Consider the following 14,690-nt stretch of genomic DNA (forward strand, 5'->3'; position numbering starts at 1 on the left):
AAGTGAACGACATTCCTTTGGCCTGCCTTCTCGCTCAGCCCTGCTCCTAGTCTAGACCCAGCGTGCCAGTTCCTCTTCGTAGGGTGAGATATCGCCGAACTTCGCCGTGACCCAGTCCGGATTGTAGTAGGTATCGAGATAGCGCTGACCGCTGTCGCACATCAGCGTGACGATCGAGCCTGTCTCGCCTTTGTCGATCATCCGGCCGGCGATTTGCAGCGCACCCCACAGATTTGTGCCGGTGGAAGCGCCCGCCTTGCGGCCGATCAGTTTCTCCAGCCACAGGATCGTTGCAATGCTTGCGGCATCGGGCACCTTGATCATGTCGTCGATGACGTCCGGCAGAAACGAGTGTTCCACCTTTGGCCGGCCAATGCCTTCGATCCGGCTTGAGCAGTTTTCGGTGAGAGCGTGGTTCCCGGTACGGTAGGCATCATAGAAGACCGAGTTTTCCGGATCGACCACGGTCAGGCCGGTGTCGTAGCCCCGGTAGCGGATAAACCGGCCAAGCGTTGCGGACGTGCCACCCGTGCCGGCGCTCATCACCAGCATCTTCGGCACAGGATGTGGCTCGAACTCCATCTGGTTGAAGATGCTTTCGGCAATGTTGTTGTTCCCGCGCCAGTCGGTTGCCCGCTCCGCATAGGTGAACTGGTCCATGAAATGTCCGCCGAGCTGTTCGGCAAGGTCCACCGCCGCGCCGTGCATCTCGGGCGCTGATCCGACGAAATGCGGTTCACCGCCGTAGAGCCGTATTTGCTCGATCTTGCTGTGGGCGGTGCTTTGCGGCACCACGGCAATGAATGGAACGCCGATCATTTGCGCAAAGTAGGCTTCCGAAACGGCCGTGCTGCCCGACGAGGCTTCGATCACCGGTGTGCCTTCGCGGATCCTGCCGTTGCACAGCGCATAAAGAAACAGCGACCGGGCGAGACGGTGCTTCAGGCTGCCGGTCGGGTGGGTGCTTTCATCCTTCAGATAGATATCGACACCGGCGCAACTTAGGCCATGCAGCTTGAACAGATGCGTGTCGGCGGACCGATGCGCATCCGCGTTAATCCTGGCGACAGCATCCCGCACCCATTTGTCCATCGCAGTTCTCCCGGCAGTTGTTGCCCAAGAGTGGCGCTAAAGCGGAATGCCCGCAATATGGGCGATGAGTTCCAGGCTGTTGCGGGCGCTGAATTTCTTCATCAGCCGGGCCCGGTGGACCTCGACCGTACGCGGTGACAGCCCGAGCAGGCGGGCGATTTCCTTGGTTGTATTTCCTTCGGCCAGCAGTTTGGCCACCTGGCGTTCACGCAGGCTCATTTCAGCCAGTGGCCGGTCTTCGGAAATGTCGGCAAAGCTCCAGACCGCCCGTGCGAACGGGGCTTCAAGGTTGAGAGACTGGCCACGCACGCGGCACCAGAACAGATCTCCGGATTTGCGGCGCATGATGCGTTCGTCCCGGTAGCGACCACTGCCTTTCATCCGTTCCAGTCCGATCTTGCCGATGCGGAGAAACTCTTCCGAAGAGGGATAAAGGACAGACAGCGAGGCACCGGAAAGTTCCTCCGGCTCAAAGCCGAACATATCGGCAAGACGCGCATTGCAGCGTCGGATCTGCCGCTCTTCCGTCAAGGCCAGGCCGACGGGCGCATTGTCGAAAGCAAGCGCTGCGAAGTCGTCCATGGGCTCCCCGTTACGTGTTTTGACGGAATTTTCGCTCTAAGGGTCTGAAGAGTATCAGATAGCTGTCCCGCACGGCCGTTTTTCTGGAAACCACATCTGGTCTGGAAGAACCAGCGAGCCGAAGGGACGAGGGAGGTGCCGGGAGGAGACTGGCTGGGGTGTGTCCGGAGGAGGGCATGCCCGGTCGGTCATTCTTGTCCTGAGGAGCGAGCCTTGCTCGCGTCTCGAAGGATGGGCTGCTTGTCCGCAATGTGCCGCCCGTCCTCCGAGACAGCGCTCGGCGCTTCCTCAGGATGAGAAAAGCGGGATGGCGGACCAACGCGGTCGCACTGCACCAAACGGCGTATCGGGGGGAGAAGAACAGGATGAATCCGGCAGAATGGGTATACCGGAGCGCGGCGAGAAGCCCGCAGAGCCCGGCGCTGCTGCAGGGTACCGAGCGCAAGGCAAACTATCTGGAGTTTGCTCGTAGTGCCGGGGCCATAAGCGCTGCGCTTGCCGGCTACGGCATCGGCAAGGGAGACAGGGTCGCACTGTTTGCCGCAAATTCCACGCGCTATCTGGAAGCGCTTTACGGCATCTGGTGGCGTGGCGGCGCAGCCGTGCCGATAAACGCCAAGCTGCACGAAAAGGAAGCCGCCTGGATGGTGGAAAATTCCGGTGCAGAATTTGTCTTCGCTGACAAAAAGACCGCCGAGCTGGTGGCGCCGCATCTGCCGGAGGGCGTGGGTCTTGTCTCGCTCGACAGCCCTGAATTCGGCGCCATGTGCCAGGCATCGCCGCACACCACGCCGGAACCTCTGGATCCTGCAGATCTTGCCTGGCTTTTCTATACCTCCGGCACCACCGGCAGGCCCAAGGGCGTGATGCTGACTTGCGGCAATCTTGCTTCGATGGCGCTGAGCTACTTTGTCGATGTCGATGACGTCAAGCCGCAGGATGCGATCCTCTGTGCCGCGCCGATGAGCCATGGTGCCGGGCTCTACAATTTCATGCACGTGATGAAAGGGGCGCGTCACGTCGTGCCGGTCAGCGGTGGGTTTGATGCCGCCGAAATCCTGCAGATCGCGCCTGTGATCGGCTCCATCTCCATGTTTGCCGCGCCCACCATGGTCCGCCGCCTGGTGGATGTCGCCAAGGCTTCGGGGGGCACTGGCCGGGGGCTGCGGACCATCGTCTATGCCGGCGGGCCTATGTACGAGGCGGACATTCTGGAAGCGGTTGAAGTGATGGGCGCACGGTTCGTGCAGATCTACGGTCAGGGCGAATGCCCGATGGGCATCACCGCACTGCCGCGCGCCGAAGTTTGTGACCGCACCCATCCACGTTGGCGCGAGAGGCTGAATTCCGTCGGCACGGCCCAGGCCGTCGTGCGGGTTGCGATCGTCGACGGCGAAGGCCGGGAGCTGCCCCGCGGCGAAGTCGGGGAAATTGCCGTGCACGGAGATACGGTGATGAAGGGCTACTGGCGAAACGAGGAGGCAACAGCCCAGACCATCCGTGACGGCTGGCTGTGGACCGGAGACGTTGGTCGCATGGATGAGGACGGCTACGTCACGCTGCAGGACCGATCCAAGGACGTCATCATTTCCGGTGGCTCCAATATCTACCCGCGCGAAGTCGAAGAGGTGCTGCTGACACACCCGGCTGTGCACGAGGTGGCAGTCGTTGGCCGGCAGGACCAGGAGTGGGGAGAGATCGTTGTCGCCTTTGTTGCCTGTCACCCGGGCCAGAACGTGAGCGAGGCTGAGCTCGACAAGCTCTGTCTGGACCGGATCGCCCGGTTCAAGCGGCCGAAACACTATCATTTCCCGGCTGCCCTGCCGAAAAACAACTACGGCAAGATCCTGAAAACGGACCTGAGACAACAACTCGAAGCGGAGGAAACGGCATGACAGATCTCACCGGAAAAACAGCTCTCGTCACCGGGTCCGTTCAGGGGATCGGCCTGGCGATTGCCAAGGTACTGGCGGGGGCGGGGGCACGCGTTGCCGTCCACGGTCTGGCGAACCCGGAAGAGGCGCAAGCGGCTGTGGCAGAGATCAAGGCTGCCGGGGCACCGGACGCCCGGTTCTTTGCGGCTGACATGCGCGACGTGGCGGCTGTCGAGACGATGATGGCGGACGTTGCCGCCTGGGGCGGCCCGGATATCCTGGTCAACAATGCGGGTATCCAGAAGACTGTCAGCTTTGCCGAGGCGGATGCTGCCACATGGGATGCCATCATCGGCGTCAATCTGTCAGGCGTCTACCATACGATGCGTCTTGCCCTGCCGGCGATGGCCGAACGCGGCTTTGGCCGTGTCATCAACATTGCCTCGGTGCACGGGCTGGTCGCCTCGGTCAACAAGGCGCCTTACGTGGCTTCGAAATTCGGTGTCGTCGGGATGAGCAAGGTGGCCGCGCTGGAATATGCGGCAAGTGGTTCCAGAGCCTCGGGTGGGGTGACGGTCAATTGTATCGCGCCCGGCTGGACGGAAACCGCAATCATCGAGCCGCAGGTGGCAGCCCGCGCCGCCCTTCATGGCGGCGATCGCGACAAGGGCGTTGCAGATCTTCTGGCGGAAAAACAGCCTTCCCACCGCACGTCCGACCCGTCTGAAATCGGTGCGCTGGCGCTTTGGCTGTGCAGCCCGGTGGCGCACAACGTGACGGGCGTGACAATCCCCGTCGACGGTGGCTGGACAGCTCAATAAGGCTGTCGACCACCAAAACGGCAGACGAGCCCCCGGTCGGGGCTCGTCTCTGTTTGGCTTCATGGGTGATCAGAGATCGCCAATGGCTGTCTCGCGGATCTCCGGCCACTTGGCGTAAGCACCGGCGAGAACCTCGTCCTTCTGCTCCAGGTATTTGTCGAAGATGACGGCGTTGACGAAGAGATAGAGCTTGCCGTCGACGATATCGGCAAAGCGGACGTCGCCATCGAGTTTCTTGCCGACATAGATGCCGAAGGCGCAAAAGCCGCCGAACTGCGGCAGGAAGCTTTCCGGAGCAGCGTCGAACTGCTCCTTGGTTTCGACCGTGGCGAAATAATAGTCGACACCATCATGGCTGGAAGTGTGGACCGCATCGCCAAGGCCCGGGGTTGCGCCTGCGAACATGGAAACAGGGTCGATGCCGTGCATACCGAGCGGATTGCCGTTAAGGGTGAGGCCGTTGGCAACGTTGTATTCGTCCGCAGCAAGGGCGGCGGTGGACAGAACAAGGGCTGCGGCCAGGGCCGGAAGGGCGAATTTGAGTTTCATCGGTTTGATCCAGTCTTGGGTTGGGTTAGTCGGTTTTGAGGAGAGTGCTGGTGGTCAGGCGGAACGGGCGATGCGTTCGACTGCGTCGTCGGTCCACCAGACGCCGTTGGCGACCATGCGGAAATTGATGATGGCGGCGAGGTAGCCGTCGCCTTCGGGCACCTTGGCGCCTGCGGTCGCATCGCGAACCACGGCCACTTCGAAGCCGAGTTCCAGAAGCTCGTAAAGATGGGCCTGCGTGCACAGGTTTGCGGACATGCCGGCCAGGATCACCTTGTCGATCCCGCGCTTGCGCAGCTGCAGGTTCAGATCGTTCTGCGCCGGGCTGTAGACCTTGTGCGGTGAGCAGATGACGGTTTCGCCGTCCTCGATGTATTTCTTGTACTGCGGCATCCAGTCGGCGCCGGACCCTTCGAAATTCTCCAGGGAGAGCGGGCCCGGGCGATCGAACATGCCGATGGAATGCATGGTCTTTTCCAAGGTGCCTTCGAACTGCCACTTGTGGTCGTGCGGATAATAGTAGTGGGGCGAGATGAACACCGGCATCGCGGCAGCCTTGGCCGCCTTGAACAGGCGTTCGATGTTGTCGACGGTGCCTTGCTCGGTGACGCTTTCGCCAACGACACCCCAGGTGACGCCGTCTTCGGACAGGAAGTCGATCTGCGGATCGGTGACGACAAGCGCGGTGCGGCCGGCTTCGATTTCCATGTCGATCTGCGGCAGGCCCGGTTTTTCCGGATCGGCATAGAGCGCACGGGCTTCTTCTGTTGCGGCGGTGGCGGAACCGGTGGCCATGGCGACGGCACCCACGGTTGCCGCACCGGCTGCCCCGGCAAGCAGGCGGCGGCGGGCGTGATCAACCGTTTCCGGTGTTACGCAGCAGGCGCAGGTCTTGTCATGTTCGTTGTCCATATGAAGTCTCCATTGCTTGTGTTGGACAGGGTTTGGGATGGGCAGCGCATCAACTTGAAACGCTGTCAGGTTCGCGGCCGATCACCGGGTGCCTGAAGGCACGGCTCTCCTGTTCCCGGCGCAGGGCCGGGTTGGCGTCGGAATTGGCCGCGTTCCATGGGGGCGGCACCGGCATGCCGGTGCCAGAAAGCTGAGGTTAGAAAGCTGAGGTCAGATAGTTGCGCGGTCCGGTGCCTTGCTGGCACGTTCGGGAACCTTCCGGCGGACTGAAGCCGGTTTCGCATCATTTGCCGGTAAGGCCGGCAGGCGCACGGTCAGAACCGCGCCTCTATTGCTGCTTCCGCCTCCGTTCTGAGCTGCAATCTTGCCGCCGTGGCGTTCGGCGATCAGCCGGGCGATCCAAAGGCCAAGTCCCGAGGACGGCCCAGGCCGGGCGGCCTTTGCCGAAAGCTGGGTGAAGGGACGGAAGGCCCGGGCAAGATCGGCAGCGGTGAAGCCCTGACCCTGGTCGCTGATACGCACGGAGACATTACCGTCATCTTCCCGGGTGATAGCGCAAAGAACTGTGCCGTCGTCCGGGCTGTGGCGCACCGCATTGCCGATGAGATTGTCGAAGGCTTCGAACAAAAGCTCCGCATCGCCGCAGATCAGACAGGGGGATAGGGACACAATTTCCAGACTGACGGCATGGCGGCGAGCCAGCGGTTGGTTGACGGCGACCGCCAGCGCCAGAACCTCGGCCAGATCAACTGGCCGCATCACACAGGAAAGCGGATCCCGTCCCTCCTTGCCGCGCTTGACCAGGGCGCTGAGACTGCCGGTCAGGTGCTGGAGGATACGGTCGGCCTTTGCGGCGTTATCCGCAATGGCGGGCTGACCTTCCCAGGTTGCGCATTGGGCAATGTGCTCGATCAACAGCGAGAGGTTGGCAAGGGGACCGCGCAGGTCGTGGGCGACGATGGAAAGCGTCCGGCCATACGCGTTGCTGTCGGTCAGGTTGTCCGAATGCGTCAACGCCGCCGGAAAAGTCGAAGGTGCATGGTCATGCCTGGCCGGACTGCGGGCCGTGATCTGTTCGATAATCATGTGGCGCTCCTTGTCTCAAAAGCCCTGGAGCGCTGCGGGAAAGTGCCCGGTGATGACCGCTCCGTCGTTCGATGACCTTTGAATACGCCGGGAGTGCCCTCTCGGTATCGGCCGGGTCTGCCACTGTTTTGGCCCTATCTGCCAAGCCAGTTCTGACCCGCCAGAAGGCAGCAAAACAGGTTGAGCCCGGCCATGTTTGGCCGGGCTCTTCCGGGATTCGCGAATGTTTCGGGTTTTGCCAGATCTGGCCGCGACCGTTGCCGTGAGCCTGTGCGTCGGGCGGGTGTGTTCTCAGACGGTTGCGCTGTGTTGCCGGAATTGCGCCGGTGGCTGGCCGACCCAGCGCTTGAACGCGCGGGTGAATGTGCTCTGTTCGGAGAAGCCGGTCAGAAAGGCAATTTCGGCAATGGAACAGCTGCTGCCTGCCAGCAGCTCCCGAGCCAGCTTCGTCTGTGCCTCGCGCAGCATGTCGCGGTAGGTCAGCCCTTCTTCCGCCAGGCGGCGATAGAGGGTGCGCTCGCTCATGCCGAGATCACGCGCGACGGCAGCCGCGGAAGGTACGCCGCTGCTGAGAGTTTTCGTCAGGCGGTTCAGAAGATCGCGCGTCAACGCGCTGCCGGCAGGCAGGGCGTCGATTTCCGTCTCCAGATGATCGGTCAGGAAAGTGCAGACGCCTTGATCTCCAAGCCGGTTCGGCAGGTCCAGCATCGGCTGGGTCATTATAATTGCGTCTTGCGCTTCACCGAAGCGGACCGGACAGCCGAAAAACGCCGCGTAGCGCTCTGCATCGCCCCGGCAGGGATGGCGAAAGGTGACAGCCTGAATTTTCAGGCGCGGCCCAACTTGAGACACCAGATTATGAGCAAAGCCTGCAAGGGCACATTCGTTACGAAGATGCAGGATCGGCTGGGGGGAGGTCTGCCCGGCAATGGAGAAGACGGCAAGTGGCCCGTTTTCCTCTAGGCAATATACTGCGGTGTCTGTCACCAGCCGGAAGTAGCGCTCGATCAGTTGCAGTGTGGTGCGAAGAGTGGGCGCGGTTTTGATGGCAAGACCCAGAACGCCGAGATCATCCGGTTTGATATTCTGCGCATAGGCAAATACCAAACCTGTTTCATCCGGATACCAGCTGCGTATCCAGTCGAGCAGCTCGAAGTGGGCTGTGTCCGGTATCCGCCCGTCCTCGGTGCGCACCTCATGGCGTACGGTTCCATCTGATGCAACCAGCTTGCCGTCGCTGGTCATGGTCAGTCCTGCGGTAGCGGCCATGGTGTGCGCGAAGGCGGCAATGACACTGGCCATCGTCAGACCTCTCTTGCTGCACGGTGCGCCAGGACAGGGGCTTGGCCTTGCGCCAGTTCAGAGCGCGCACCGGATACAGACCAGCTGGCAAGAGCCACGTAGTACCAGTGAGACCGTTTCCCGGAACAAACGCCGGTGTCTGCATGAATGTGAACCGCAATCTGACTTCCGGACATGACTACCGCCTTCCTGATCGAAAACGTGACGTTGAGGAAATTTATACAGACAGGTCTGTCTATATGTCAATAAGCCGTGATACCCTCGTGTGAGGATGGACGAGAAGGGGGCGAACAGGATAGTAAAGTAGACAAACCTGTCTGTATATGGAGATGATGGTGCAATCACGCCGAGACGAGCTCGTGGATACAGCGCTCAGGCTGTTCTACACCCGCGGGTTCAATGCGACCGGAATAGACAAGATCCTCGCCGAGGCGGGGGTGGCCAAGATGACGCTCTACAAACACTTCCGCTCGAAGGAGGAGCTTATTCTGGCCGCGCTCAACCGCCGGGACGAGCAGTTCCGCAACTGGCTGATGGGCGAAATGGAAAAAGCCTCGCCGCGGCCGCGAGAACGGCTTCTGGCCATGTTCGACGCGCTGGAGGACTGGTTCAACGGCCGTGCCTTCAAGGGGCTCGGCTTCAACGGCTGCGCCTTCATCAACGCGGCGAGCGAATTCGGCGACCATCAGCACCCGATCCACCGGACGGCGGCCGAGCACAAACAGCGGATCGTCGATTACCTTGAGCCCCTGTGTCGTCAGGCCGGCGCCGAAGACCCGGCAACCCTTGCCGAACAGCTTGCCCTTTTGAAGGAAGGCGCCATCGCCACCGCACAGGTGCGCGGCATGCCGGCCGCTTCCAGAACCGCAAAGGCCATCGCCGAAACGCTGATCCCCGCCTGAGCAAGCGTTTGGCAGGACAGACCGGTCGAGTGTCTGGCGGTTTCAGATGCGGAAAGCGATGCCGGTCTGCTGTTCGGCCAGCTTGCGGAAATGGAGTTTCAACAGCTTGTGGTCATCCTCGGCCGAAGTCTGGAAACTGCGCCGCTCGGTGTCCTTCACGATCAGGAAGGCGGCAGCCCAGATGCCGATCAGAAAACCGGTGTCGTCGCGCAGCTCCAGCCGGTGGCCGATCAGGTCACTGCCGTCCAGGCCCACCGCATCCTTGCTGCCACAAACCTCCAGGCAAATCAGTCCGTTCTCGTAGAACCGCCAGGAGATCTTGTGCAGGACACAGTCCTTGATGGCCTGGTCCGACGTCCAGACGAACTCCTTCCAGGTGACCGGTTCTTCTTCCGGGCCAATTTCACCGGTGTTGTGGATGTCGGACGCCATCTGCCGGTGCGTGGAAAAATCGAGTGTTGCGGAAGGTCGGGACAGCGGAATCCAGGCCGTGCCCGTATCCCCTGTCACGGCCTTCTGTAACGCCACAAACCGCTCCCTGGCCTCATCACTGACACCAAGTTTCCCCAGAAGAGGCTTTGCAAAAACCGACGCAAGCTGAATCACGACCGCCTCCCTTGGTGGGCGTTACCGGATCATCCCGTTTAGAGGATGGAGGGTAGGGTACAGGGGCGCGAGGGGTATGACGAGAAAAAGCGAGCCGATTGGCTGGAAGGGGCCCGGAACTGGCAGCTTCGAACGTGGTGAAAGCCGATATTGCCTCCCCGGCACACCGTTGGCCTGACCTAAGCTGTGGTCTTCGTGCCGCGCACGCAGCAAAAGCAAGATGTTCTAGTCGTTTCTCAAAGCGCCGACACGATCCACGATATCTGCGCATTCGGCACGGCTCTGAGGTCCGCAGGTGGCGTTCAGCCGCGCGATCACGTTGGCAACTGCCGACGGGAAGGCGATGTTTGTGTCTTCCACGATGTATTCAAACAGCTCTTTGTACTGCCTTGCGTTGTTCACGCTGTAGAAAAAGGCGCGGGGCAGATAGGTTCGCAATTCGTCCTGTAGTTCCTTGTTGTCCTTGAACTGGTCAGGCAGCTGAACAGGGTCCAGCGGAAAGTCCTGGGGTTGCTCGCCTTCCTGAATATCGAAATAGAGAAAGGCGTTCTTGACGTAGCGCGGCAGTGGTTGACCGGCGATCGGGTTGCGTTTGCGGCAGGTAACGGTCTGCGCCAACCCGCCAAATTTGTAGAAGTCCGGATTTGTCCATTCGGAATCGCGATAGGCAAAGACAGTGAAGTCAAGCGCCACGGGACCCTCATCGGACTCGGTACCGACCCCGAGCTCGGAATTCAGCCGTCCGACGTAGTGCGTACCTTCCGCGTTCAACTCGACCTTGCCGACGTCAAACAGTTCCAGCGCTTTCAACGACCAGTTCAGACTGTTGACGTCCCAGGTCAGAGGCAGAGTATCGTATTGATCTTTCGGCACCTTGATCAGCGGTTGAACCGGGCGTGTCAGCCCGCAACCGGTTGAAATCTCTGAAGCATATCCATCGTGGACCTTCAGGCGCGGGTGCACTCTGTCCTTGACGCGTGTGGAATATCCCCGCGCTTCATTCTGATCGAAAGCGTCCAGAGTGTGTATGATCCGCAGTTCCGATTGCGGGTTGTACAGAACCAGCCTTTCATCGTCTTCTTCTTCAATCTTGAAGGAATAGCCAATGCCGACTTCAGCCTCCAGCGTACAGGCAAGATCCCGGCATCCCGTATAGGATTGATGCGTGACCACATCTGTCGTGTCGCGGTTTCCAAAGTCGTTTGCCGATATATCGCGGGCCAGAACCGCTACGGGGATCCCGTAGTGTGTGGTGCCCTCAAGGTACTCCGATCGTCCCGGTACCGTGCTTCTTTCCAGATTGAACATGATCGTCATTCCGGGCAGGAAAGTCGCAAGTCTGTTTGCCTCCTTTTCTGCGCCCGAATAACTCTTGCTGCCTCTGAGCTCGTTGTCGCCAATTTTGGACAGCGCGAACGTGCCGCCAACGACCCAGCGTGCTCCTTCGGGAATATCGCCGGTCGGGTCCTGAGCACATGCGACAGAAATTGAGCAGATAAAAAGCAAGCTGTGAAACATACATTTCATGATCAGGCATCCTTTCTTATCTGAAGTTCTGCGCCATCTCGTGCAGCGATGCTCCAAAGGTGGCTGCGAAGCCGTCTATGTTCTGCTGGGTCACTTGCGACGGTGTTGAGTACATCAGTTCTGCCTGGTCTTGCAGCTCGACCAATTTCGGGAACCCGGAAGTCGGGTAGATCGCCTTGAGTTCCAGGAAAATCGTATTCAACTCCGTCAGGAAGGTCGCGATATCGCTTTTGCATGTATTCGTCGAAAGGGTGCTAACGCTTCGCGTACAATCAAGGGCCAGAAAAGCGTCTGAAAACCGCGTGGTCAGCTTGGATAAATGGCTGTTCCTGAAGGTGTTCAGCGCATCGCGTTTCGACGCGACTTCGATTTGGTTGTCGACCCTGGCGATCAGGAATTGCGCGAAAAACACGATCACAAGGCCGGAGAGCACCGCTCTGAAGGTGATCTCCACCAGGCTTTGATTGAGCGACTCTTTCTTTCCCGACCAGAACGACACGCCTTACCTCACCAGTTCGAGAAAGCCTTGAACGTGCCGAACCCTTGAAACGGACAAGGCTCCAGACCAGCTGTTCTAACAGCGCTGATATCTCGGGTTGCAGGCTTCAACCGGAACCGTAGATATGGTCGTGAAGGCGATCGTCGCGGTAAAGAGTACTGCAAAAAACGTGTGCATATTCCACGTCATCTCGAACTCCATATTTAAAAACGATATAAATCTTATATCTACAACTTATTCGATAACTTCCGTTACGTCAATATTTGATGATTTGTCAGGCAAAGCTGCCAACCTTGACGGTCAGCAAGACGGCGGCCCGGATGGCAATCAGGAATCTGGTGTCGTCGCGCAGCTTCAGCTGGTGGCCGAACGGCTAGCTGCCGTCCAACCCCTCCGCCTGCCTGCTGCCGCAGGCCTCCGGACGACCGGTTCCCGAGCCAGACGTACCGTTGGTGTCCTTCGCAGCGAAAGACTGCTTTGCCTATTTCGCAACGTGCTGCGATGCGCATGAACGGCAGTTGCCTGGAACAGCAGAGATGGCGATGCAAACCTGGTGGCCCGGCTTGTAAGGGATAGGGACCAATCTCAGGATGAAACCGGAACCAACGCTTGCCATTTCTTTCGATAAGCAGACGCCGAGGTCCCGACGCGCTTTCGGAACGCCGATCGGAAACTCGAGGGTTCGGTATATCCGATCTCGGCTGAGATTTCCTCGATCGACATCGCCGTCGTCTCCAGCAGCTGTTTGGCTTCCTCGACACGCAAAGTCTGCACATAGTCGGCTGGCGCCTGTCCGGTCGCCTTCCTGAAGCGACGCAGAAACCCGCGCTCGGTCATTTGGGCCATTACCGCCATGGCGGTTACGGGACTTGATCTGTGGTAATTTCGTGCGGCCCAGACCTGCGCCTCTGCAATCAGCTGGTCATCATGTTGTCGCCCGGAGGCAAGGGATGCGTATGTCAGTTGGCCCTGGTCATGTGGATCGATCAAATAGATCTTCGCGATCCTGCGGGCTTCTTCTGTACCGGCGAACCGTCCGATCAGATACAACATGAGATCAGCCCACGCCGAGGCACCACCTGCGGTGACCACCTGGTGACCGTCCCCTGCCGCGACGAGAATGCGTTCACGGCAAACCTTCACCTTCGGGAAGTTTCGTCCAAGCATATCCGCATAGCCCCAATGCGTCGTCGCTTCCTTGCCGTCCAACAATCCTGCTGCACCCAGAAGGATTGAGCCAGAGCAGACGGAGGTGACAATCGCGCCGCGTGCGTAGGCTTCACTGAGCCAGTCCGCGACCGGGTTAAACTCTTCCGGCAGGTGGCCATTTGGGTCGAGGTGCAAATCGGACACGATAATCAAGTCGGGTTCCGGCGCTTCGGTCAGCATCCCGTCAGGTGTGATCTTGCGCCCGTTCACGTCCCAATAAGGTGCGCCATCGAGGGTTCTGAGGCTGACCTGAAACACCGGCGATTGCGCAGGCAAGCCGTGCAACATTTCCCAATCGCGGCCCACAGAGGCCAGCACGTCAAGGATCGAGAACAGCACGGACGTTCCGGTCAAGCGTGTTCCTATAACGGTCGTGTTCAAGCTCATATTGCACAAAATCCCTCAATTAAAGTCTTATTATCACCGTTTCATTCTTTTTCTCTTCTAACGCAGTTGGCGTATTTGGTCCATCTCCATGGACAGGACAGCGGCAGATCGTGCTGCACATTACCACCTCAGGAGCATCGGATGACCTACCAGAACCCAAATCTTGCATTCAACGAAGCGAAAGCCGAAGCCTTCGCCGAACGCTTTGTCGGTACGCTGAACGAAGCGGCACTCGCGATCATGACCTCTCTCGGACACCGTGCTGGACTGTTCGATGCGCTTGCGGCCAATCCCGGCCTCAATTCGCAGATGCTTTCGCAGAAGGCCGTTGTCAACGAACGCTACCTGCGTGAATGGCTCGGCGTGATGGTGACGGCGGGTGTCGTCGACTATGACCCGCGGGCGAGAAGCTACACGTTGCCTCCGGAGCATGCCGCGTTTCTGACCCGCAGCGCCAGCCCGGACAACATGGCCGTCACGACCCAGTTCATCAGCATCGCGGCGTCCATCGAAAACGAACTACTGGAGCGTTTCCGCAGTGGCGAGGGCCTTTGCTACCACCATTTCGATCGCTTTCACGAGGTGATGGCGGAGGACAGTGCGCAGTTGGTCGTCGCCAACCTTGTGAGCGCTATCCTGCCGGTGGTCCCGGGCCTGATCCAACGGTTGGAGGACGGCATCGACGTGGCCGATTTCGGCTGCGGACGAGGTCTGGCGATGATGGCGCTGGCGAGCGTTTATCCAAACAGTCGCTTTCACGGTTTCGATCTTTGCGAGGACGCTTTCGCAGAGACGGCCGCTGAAGCCAGAACCAAGGGTTTGAAAAACCTGCACTTCGAAGCGCGTGATCTGTCGGCCGCAATCGAGTTGGGCCGGTTCGATCTGGTGACCGCCTTCGATGCGGTTCACGACCAGGCGGATCCCAAGGCGTTTCTGCGGCTCGTGCGGCAGTCGATGCGGCCGGGCGGCGTCTTCCTTATGCAGGATATCGGTGGGTCGCGCGATCTTGAAAAGAACATCGCAAATCCCTTCGCGCCGCTCTTGTACACGATCTCGAGCATGCACTGCACACCCGTCTCCATCGGCCAGGGTGGTCCGGGTCTGGGGGCGATGTGGGGAGTGGAGACGGCCGAAGAGTACCTCGCCGAAACCGGCTTCGCATCGGTCGAAACCCACCGGCTGCCGCACGATCCCATCAACGCGTATTTCACAGCCCGGATCTGACCGGGCACCGACAAGGATAAATGACATGACGATGATATTGCCGTTCGTCGACGGGGTGCACAGGACTGTCTCAAGTCGCGTGAAGAGCCTTTGGCAACGGATCAGAGAAGCGCGTGAA

Annotated in this window: 16 protein-coding genes; 4 read left to right on the plus strand and 12 right to left on the minus strand. The window is 59.7% G+C overall.

Going from position 1 to position 14,690, the window contains the following annotated elements:
• Positions 1–51: 51 nt before the first annotated feature.
• Positions 52–1,092 (minus strand): PLP-dependent cysteine synthase family protein, encoded by a 1,041-nt coding sequence (locus tag ACYQ6M_RS06110; protein ID WP_075283785.1) that lies wholly within the window; start codon positions 1,090–1,092, stop codon positions 52–54.
• Between the two features lie 36 nt (positions 1,093–1,128).
• On the minus strand, positions 1,129–1,674 hold the full coding sequence (locus tag ACYQ6M_RS06115; protein WP_023000745.1) for a helix-turn-helix domain-containing protein: 546 nt from the start codon (positions 1,672–1,674) through the stop codon (positions 1,129–1,131).
• Between the two features lie 365 nt (positions 1,675–2,039).
• Here ACYQ6M_RS06115 and ACYQ6M_RS06120 point away from each other — a divergent pair, with 365 nt between their 5' ends.
• Together ACYQ6M_RS06120 and ACYQ6M_RS06125 are read left to right on the plus strand one after the other, a co-directional pair.
• A complete protein-coding gene (locus ACYQ6M_RS06120) occupies positions 2,040–3,569 on the plus strand; it encodes a class I adenylate-forming enzyme family protein (RefSeq protein ID WP_460072715.1) in 1,530 nt (509 codons plus the stop codon).
• Positions 3,566–4,369, plus strand: coding sequence for an SDR family NAD(P)-dependent oxidoreductase (locus tag ACYQ6M_RS06125; RefSeq protein ID WP_370197719.1), 804 nt, complete (start codon positions 3,566–3,568; stop codon positions 4,367–4,369). The genes ACYQ6M_RS06120 and ACYQ6M_RS06125 overlap by 4 nt, the downstream gene beginning before the upstream one ends.
• A gap of 69 nt (positions 4,370–4,438) precedes the next feature.
• Here ACYQ6M_RS06125 and ACYQ6M_RS06130 read toward each other — a convergent pair whose 3' ends face one another.
• The 6 genes from ACYQ6M_RS06130 to ACYQ6M_RS06155 form a co-directional block, all read right to left on the minus strand.
• The gene (locus ACYQ6M_RS06130; RefSeq protein WP_460072717.1) at positions 4,439–4,918 is read right to left on the minus strand and encodes a YHS domain-containing (seleno)protein; all 480 of its coding nucleotides are present in this window, start codon (positions 4,916–4,918) and stop codon (positions 4,439–4,441) included.
• Between the two features lie 54 nt (positions 4,919–4,972).
• A complete protein-coding gene (locus tag ACYQ6M_RS06135; protein WP_023000749.1) occupies positions 4,973–5,830 on the minus strand; it encodes a cysteine hydrolase family protein in 858 nt (285 codons plus the stop codon).
• A 49-nt stretch (positions 5,831–5,879) separates the two neighbouring features.
• Entirely contained in the window at positions 5,880–6,005 is a 126-nt protein-coding gene (locus tag ACYQ6M_RS06140; RefSeq protein ID WP_023000750.1) for a hypothetical protein, read from the minus strand.
• A gap of 35 nt (positions 6,006–6,040) precedes the next feature.
• Positions 6,041–6,916: a sensor histidine kinase gene (locus ACYQ6M_RS06145; protein ID WP_460072720.1), complete on the minus strand. Its 876-nt coding sequence runs from the start codon at positions 6,914–6,916 to the stop codon at positions 6,041–6,043.
• 291 nt (positions 6,917–7,207) lie between these two features.
• Complete coding sequence (locus tag ACYQ6M_RS06150; RefSeq protein WP_460072722.1) at positions 7,208–8,218, minus strand: AraC family transcriptional regulator; 1,011 nt, start codon at positions 8,216–8,218, stop codon at positions 7,208–7,210.
• A 2-nt stretch (positions 8,219–8,220) separates the two neighbouring features.
• Complete coding sequence (locus ACYQ6M_RS06155; RefSeq protein ID WP_460072724.1) at positions 8,221–8,394, minus strand: hypothetical protein; 174 nt, start codon at positions 8,392–8,394, stop codon at positions 8,221–8,223.
• Between the two features lie 156 nt (positions 8,395–8,550).
• On the opposite strand from ACYQ6M_RS06155, the gene ACYQ6M_RS06160 reads away from it, so the two are divergent.
• Entirely contained in the window at positions 8,551–9,120 is a 570-nt protein-coding gene (locus tag ACYQ6M_RS06160; RefSeq protein WP_460072727.1) for a TetR/AcrR family transcriptional regulator, read from the plus strand.
• A 42-nt stretch (positions 9,121–9,162) separates the two neighbouring features.
• On the opposite strand, the gene ACYQ6M_RS06165 is transcribed toward ACYQ6M_RS06160, so the two are convergent.
• The 4 genes from ACYQ6M_RS06165 to ACYQ6M_RS06180 form a co-directional block, all read right to left on the minus strand.
• On the minus strand, positions 9,163–9,726 hold the full coding sequence (locus tag ACYQ6M_RS06165; protein WP_460072729.1) for a hypothetical protein: 564 nt from the start codon (positions 9,724–9,726) through the stop codon (positions 9,163–9,165).
• A gap of 225 nt (positions 9,727–9,951) precedes the next feature.
• Positions 9,952–11,253 carry a hypothetical protein gene (locus ACYQ6M_RS06170; RefSeq protein ID WP_139314232.1) on the minus strand — a complete coding sequence of 434 codons (1,302 nt, stop codon included), beginning with the start codon at positions 11,251–11,253 and terminating at the stop codon, positions 9,952–9,954.
• A 16-nt stretch (positions 11,254–11,269) separates the two neighbouring features.
• Positions 11,270–11,752 (minus strand): hypothetical protein, encoded by a 483-nt coding sequence (locus tag ACYQ6M_RS06175; RefSeq protein ID WP_055655204.1) that lies wholly within the window; start codon positions 11,750–11,752, stop codon positions 11,270–11,272.
• Between the two features lie 585 nt (positions 11,753–12,337).
• Entirely contained in the window at positions 12,338–13,348 is a 1,011-nt protein-coding gene (locus ACYQ6M_RS06180) for a GlxA family transcriptional regulator (protein WP_460072733.1), read from the minus strand.
• A gap of 141 nt (positions 13,349–13,489) precedes the next feature.
• Between ACYQ6M_RS06180 and ACYQ6M_RS06185 the strand changes: the two genes are divergently transcribed.
• On the plus strand, positions 13,490–14,572 hold the full coding sequence (locus ACYQ6M_RS06185; RefSeq protein ID WP_460072735.1) for a class I SAM-dependent methyltransferase: 1,083 nt from the start codon (positions 13,490–13,492) through the stop codon (positions 14,570–14,572).
• Positions 14,573–14,690 lie beyond the last annotated feature (118 nt).

This window comes from Roseibium sp. ROS1 (genome assembly GCF_054658215.1).

Coding starts and splice junctions, on each gene's coding strand:
- ACYQ6M_RS06110 (WP_075283785.1), bottom strand. CDS start 1,092: ATGGACAAATGGGTGCGGGATGCTGTCGCCAGGATTAACGCGGATGCG.
- ACYQ6M_RS06115 (WP_023000745.1), bottom strand. CDS start 1,674: ATGGACGACTTCGCAGCGCTTGCTTTCGACAATGCGCCCGTCGGCCTG.
- ACYQ6M_RS06120 (WP_460072715.1), top strand. CDS start 2,040: ATGAATCCGGCAGAATGGGTATACCGGAGCGCGGCGAGAAGCCCGCAG.
- ACYQ6M_RS06125 (WP_370197719.1), top strand. CDS start 3,566: ATGACAGATCTCACCGGAAAAACAGCTCTCGTCACCGGGTCCGTTCAG.
- ACYQ6M_RS06130 (WP_460072717.1), bottom strand. CDS start 4,918: ATGAAACTCAAATTCGCCCTTCCGGCCCTGGCCGCAGCCCTTGTTCTG.
- ACYQ6M_RS06135 (WP_023000749.1), bottom strand. CDS start 5,830: ATGGACAACGAACATGACAAGACCTGCGCCTGCTGCGTAACACCGGAA.
- ACYQ6M_RS06140 (WP_023000750.1), bottom strand. CDS start 6,005: ATGCCGGTGCCGCCCCCATGGAACGCGGCCAATTCCGACGCCAACCCG.
- ACYQ6M_RS06145 (WP_460072720.1), bottom strand. CDS start 6,916: ATGATTATCGAACAGATCACGGCCCGCAGTCCGGCCAGGCATGACCAT.
- ACYQ6M_RS06150 (WP_460072722.1), bottom strand. CDS start 8,218: ATGGCCAGTGTCATTGCCGCCTTCGCGCACACCATGGCCGCTACCGCA.
- ACYQ6M_RS06155 (WP_460072724.1), bottom strand. CDS start 8,394: ATGTCCGGAAGTCAGATTGCGGTTCACATTCATGCAGACACCGGCGTT.
- ACYQ6M_RS06160 (WP_460072727.1), top strand. CDS start 8,551: ATGGTGCAATCACGCCGAGACGAGCTCGTGGATACAGCGCTCAGGCTG.
- ACYQ6M_RS06170 (WP_139314232.1), bottom strand. CDS start 11,253: ATGAAATGTATGTTTCACAGCTTGCTTTTTATCTGCTCAATTTCTGTC.
- ACYQ6M_RS06180 (WP_460072733.1), bottom strand. CDS start 13,348: ATGAGCTTGAACACGACCGTTATAGGAACACGCTTGACCGGAACGTCC.
- ACYQ6M_RS06185 (WP_460072735.1), top strand. CDS start 13,490: ATGACCTACCAGAACCCAAATCTTGCATTCAACGAAGCGAAAGCCGAA.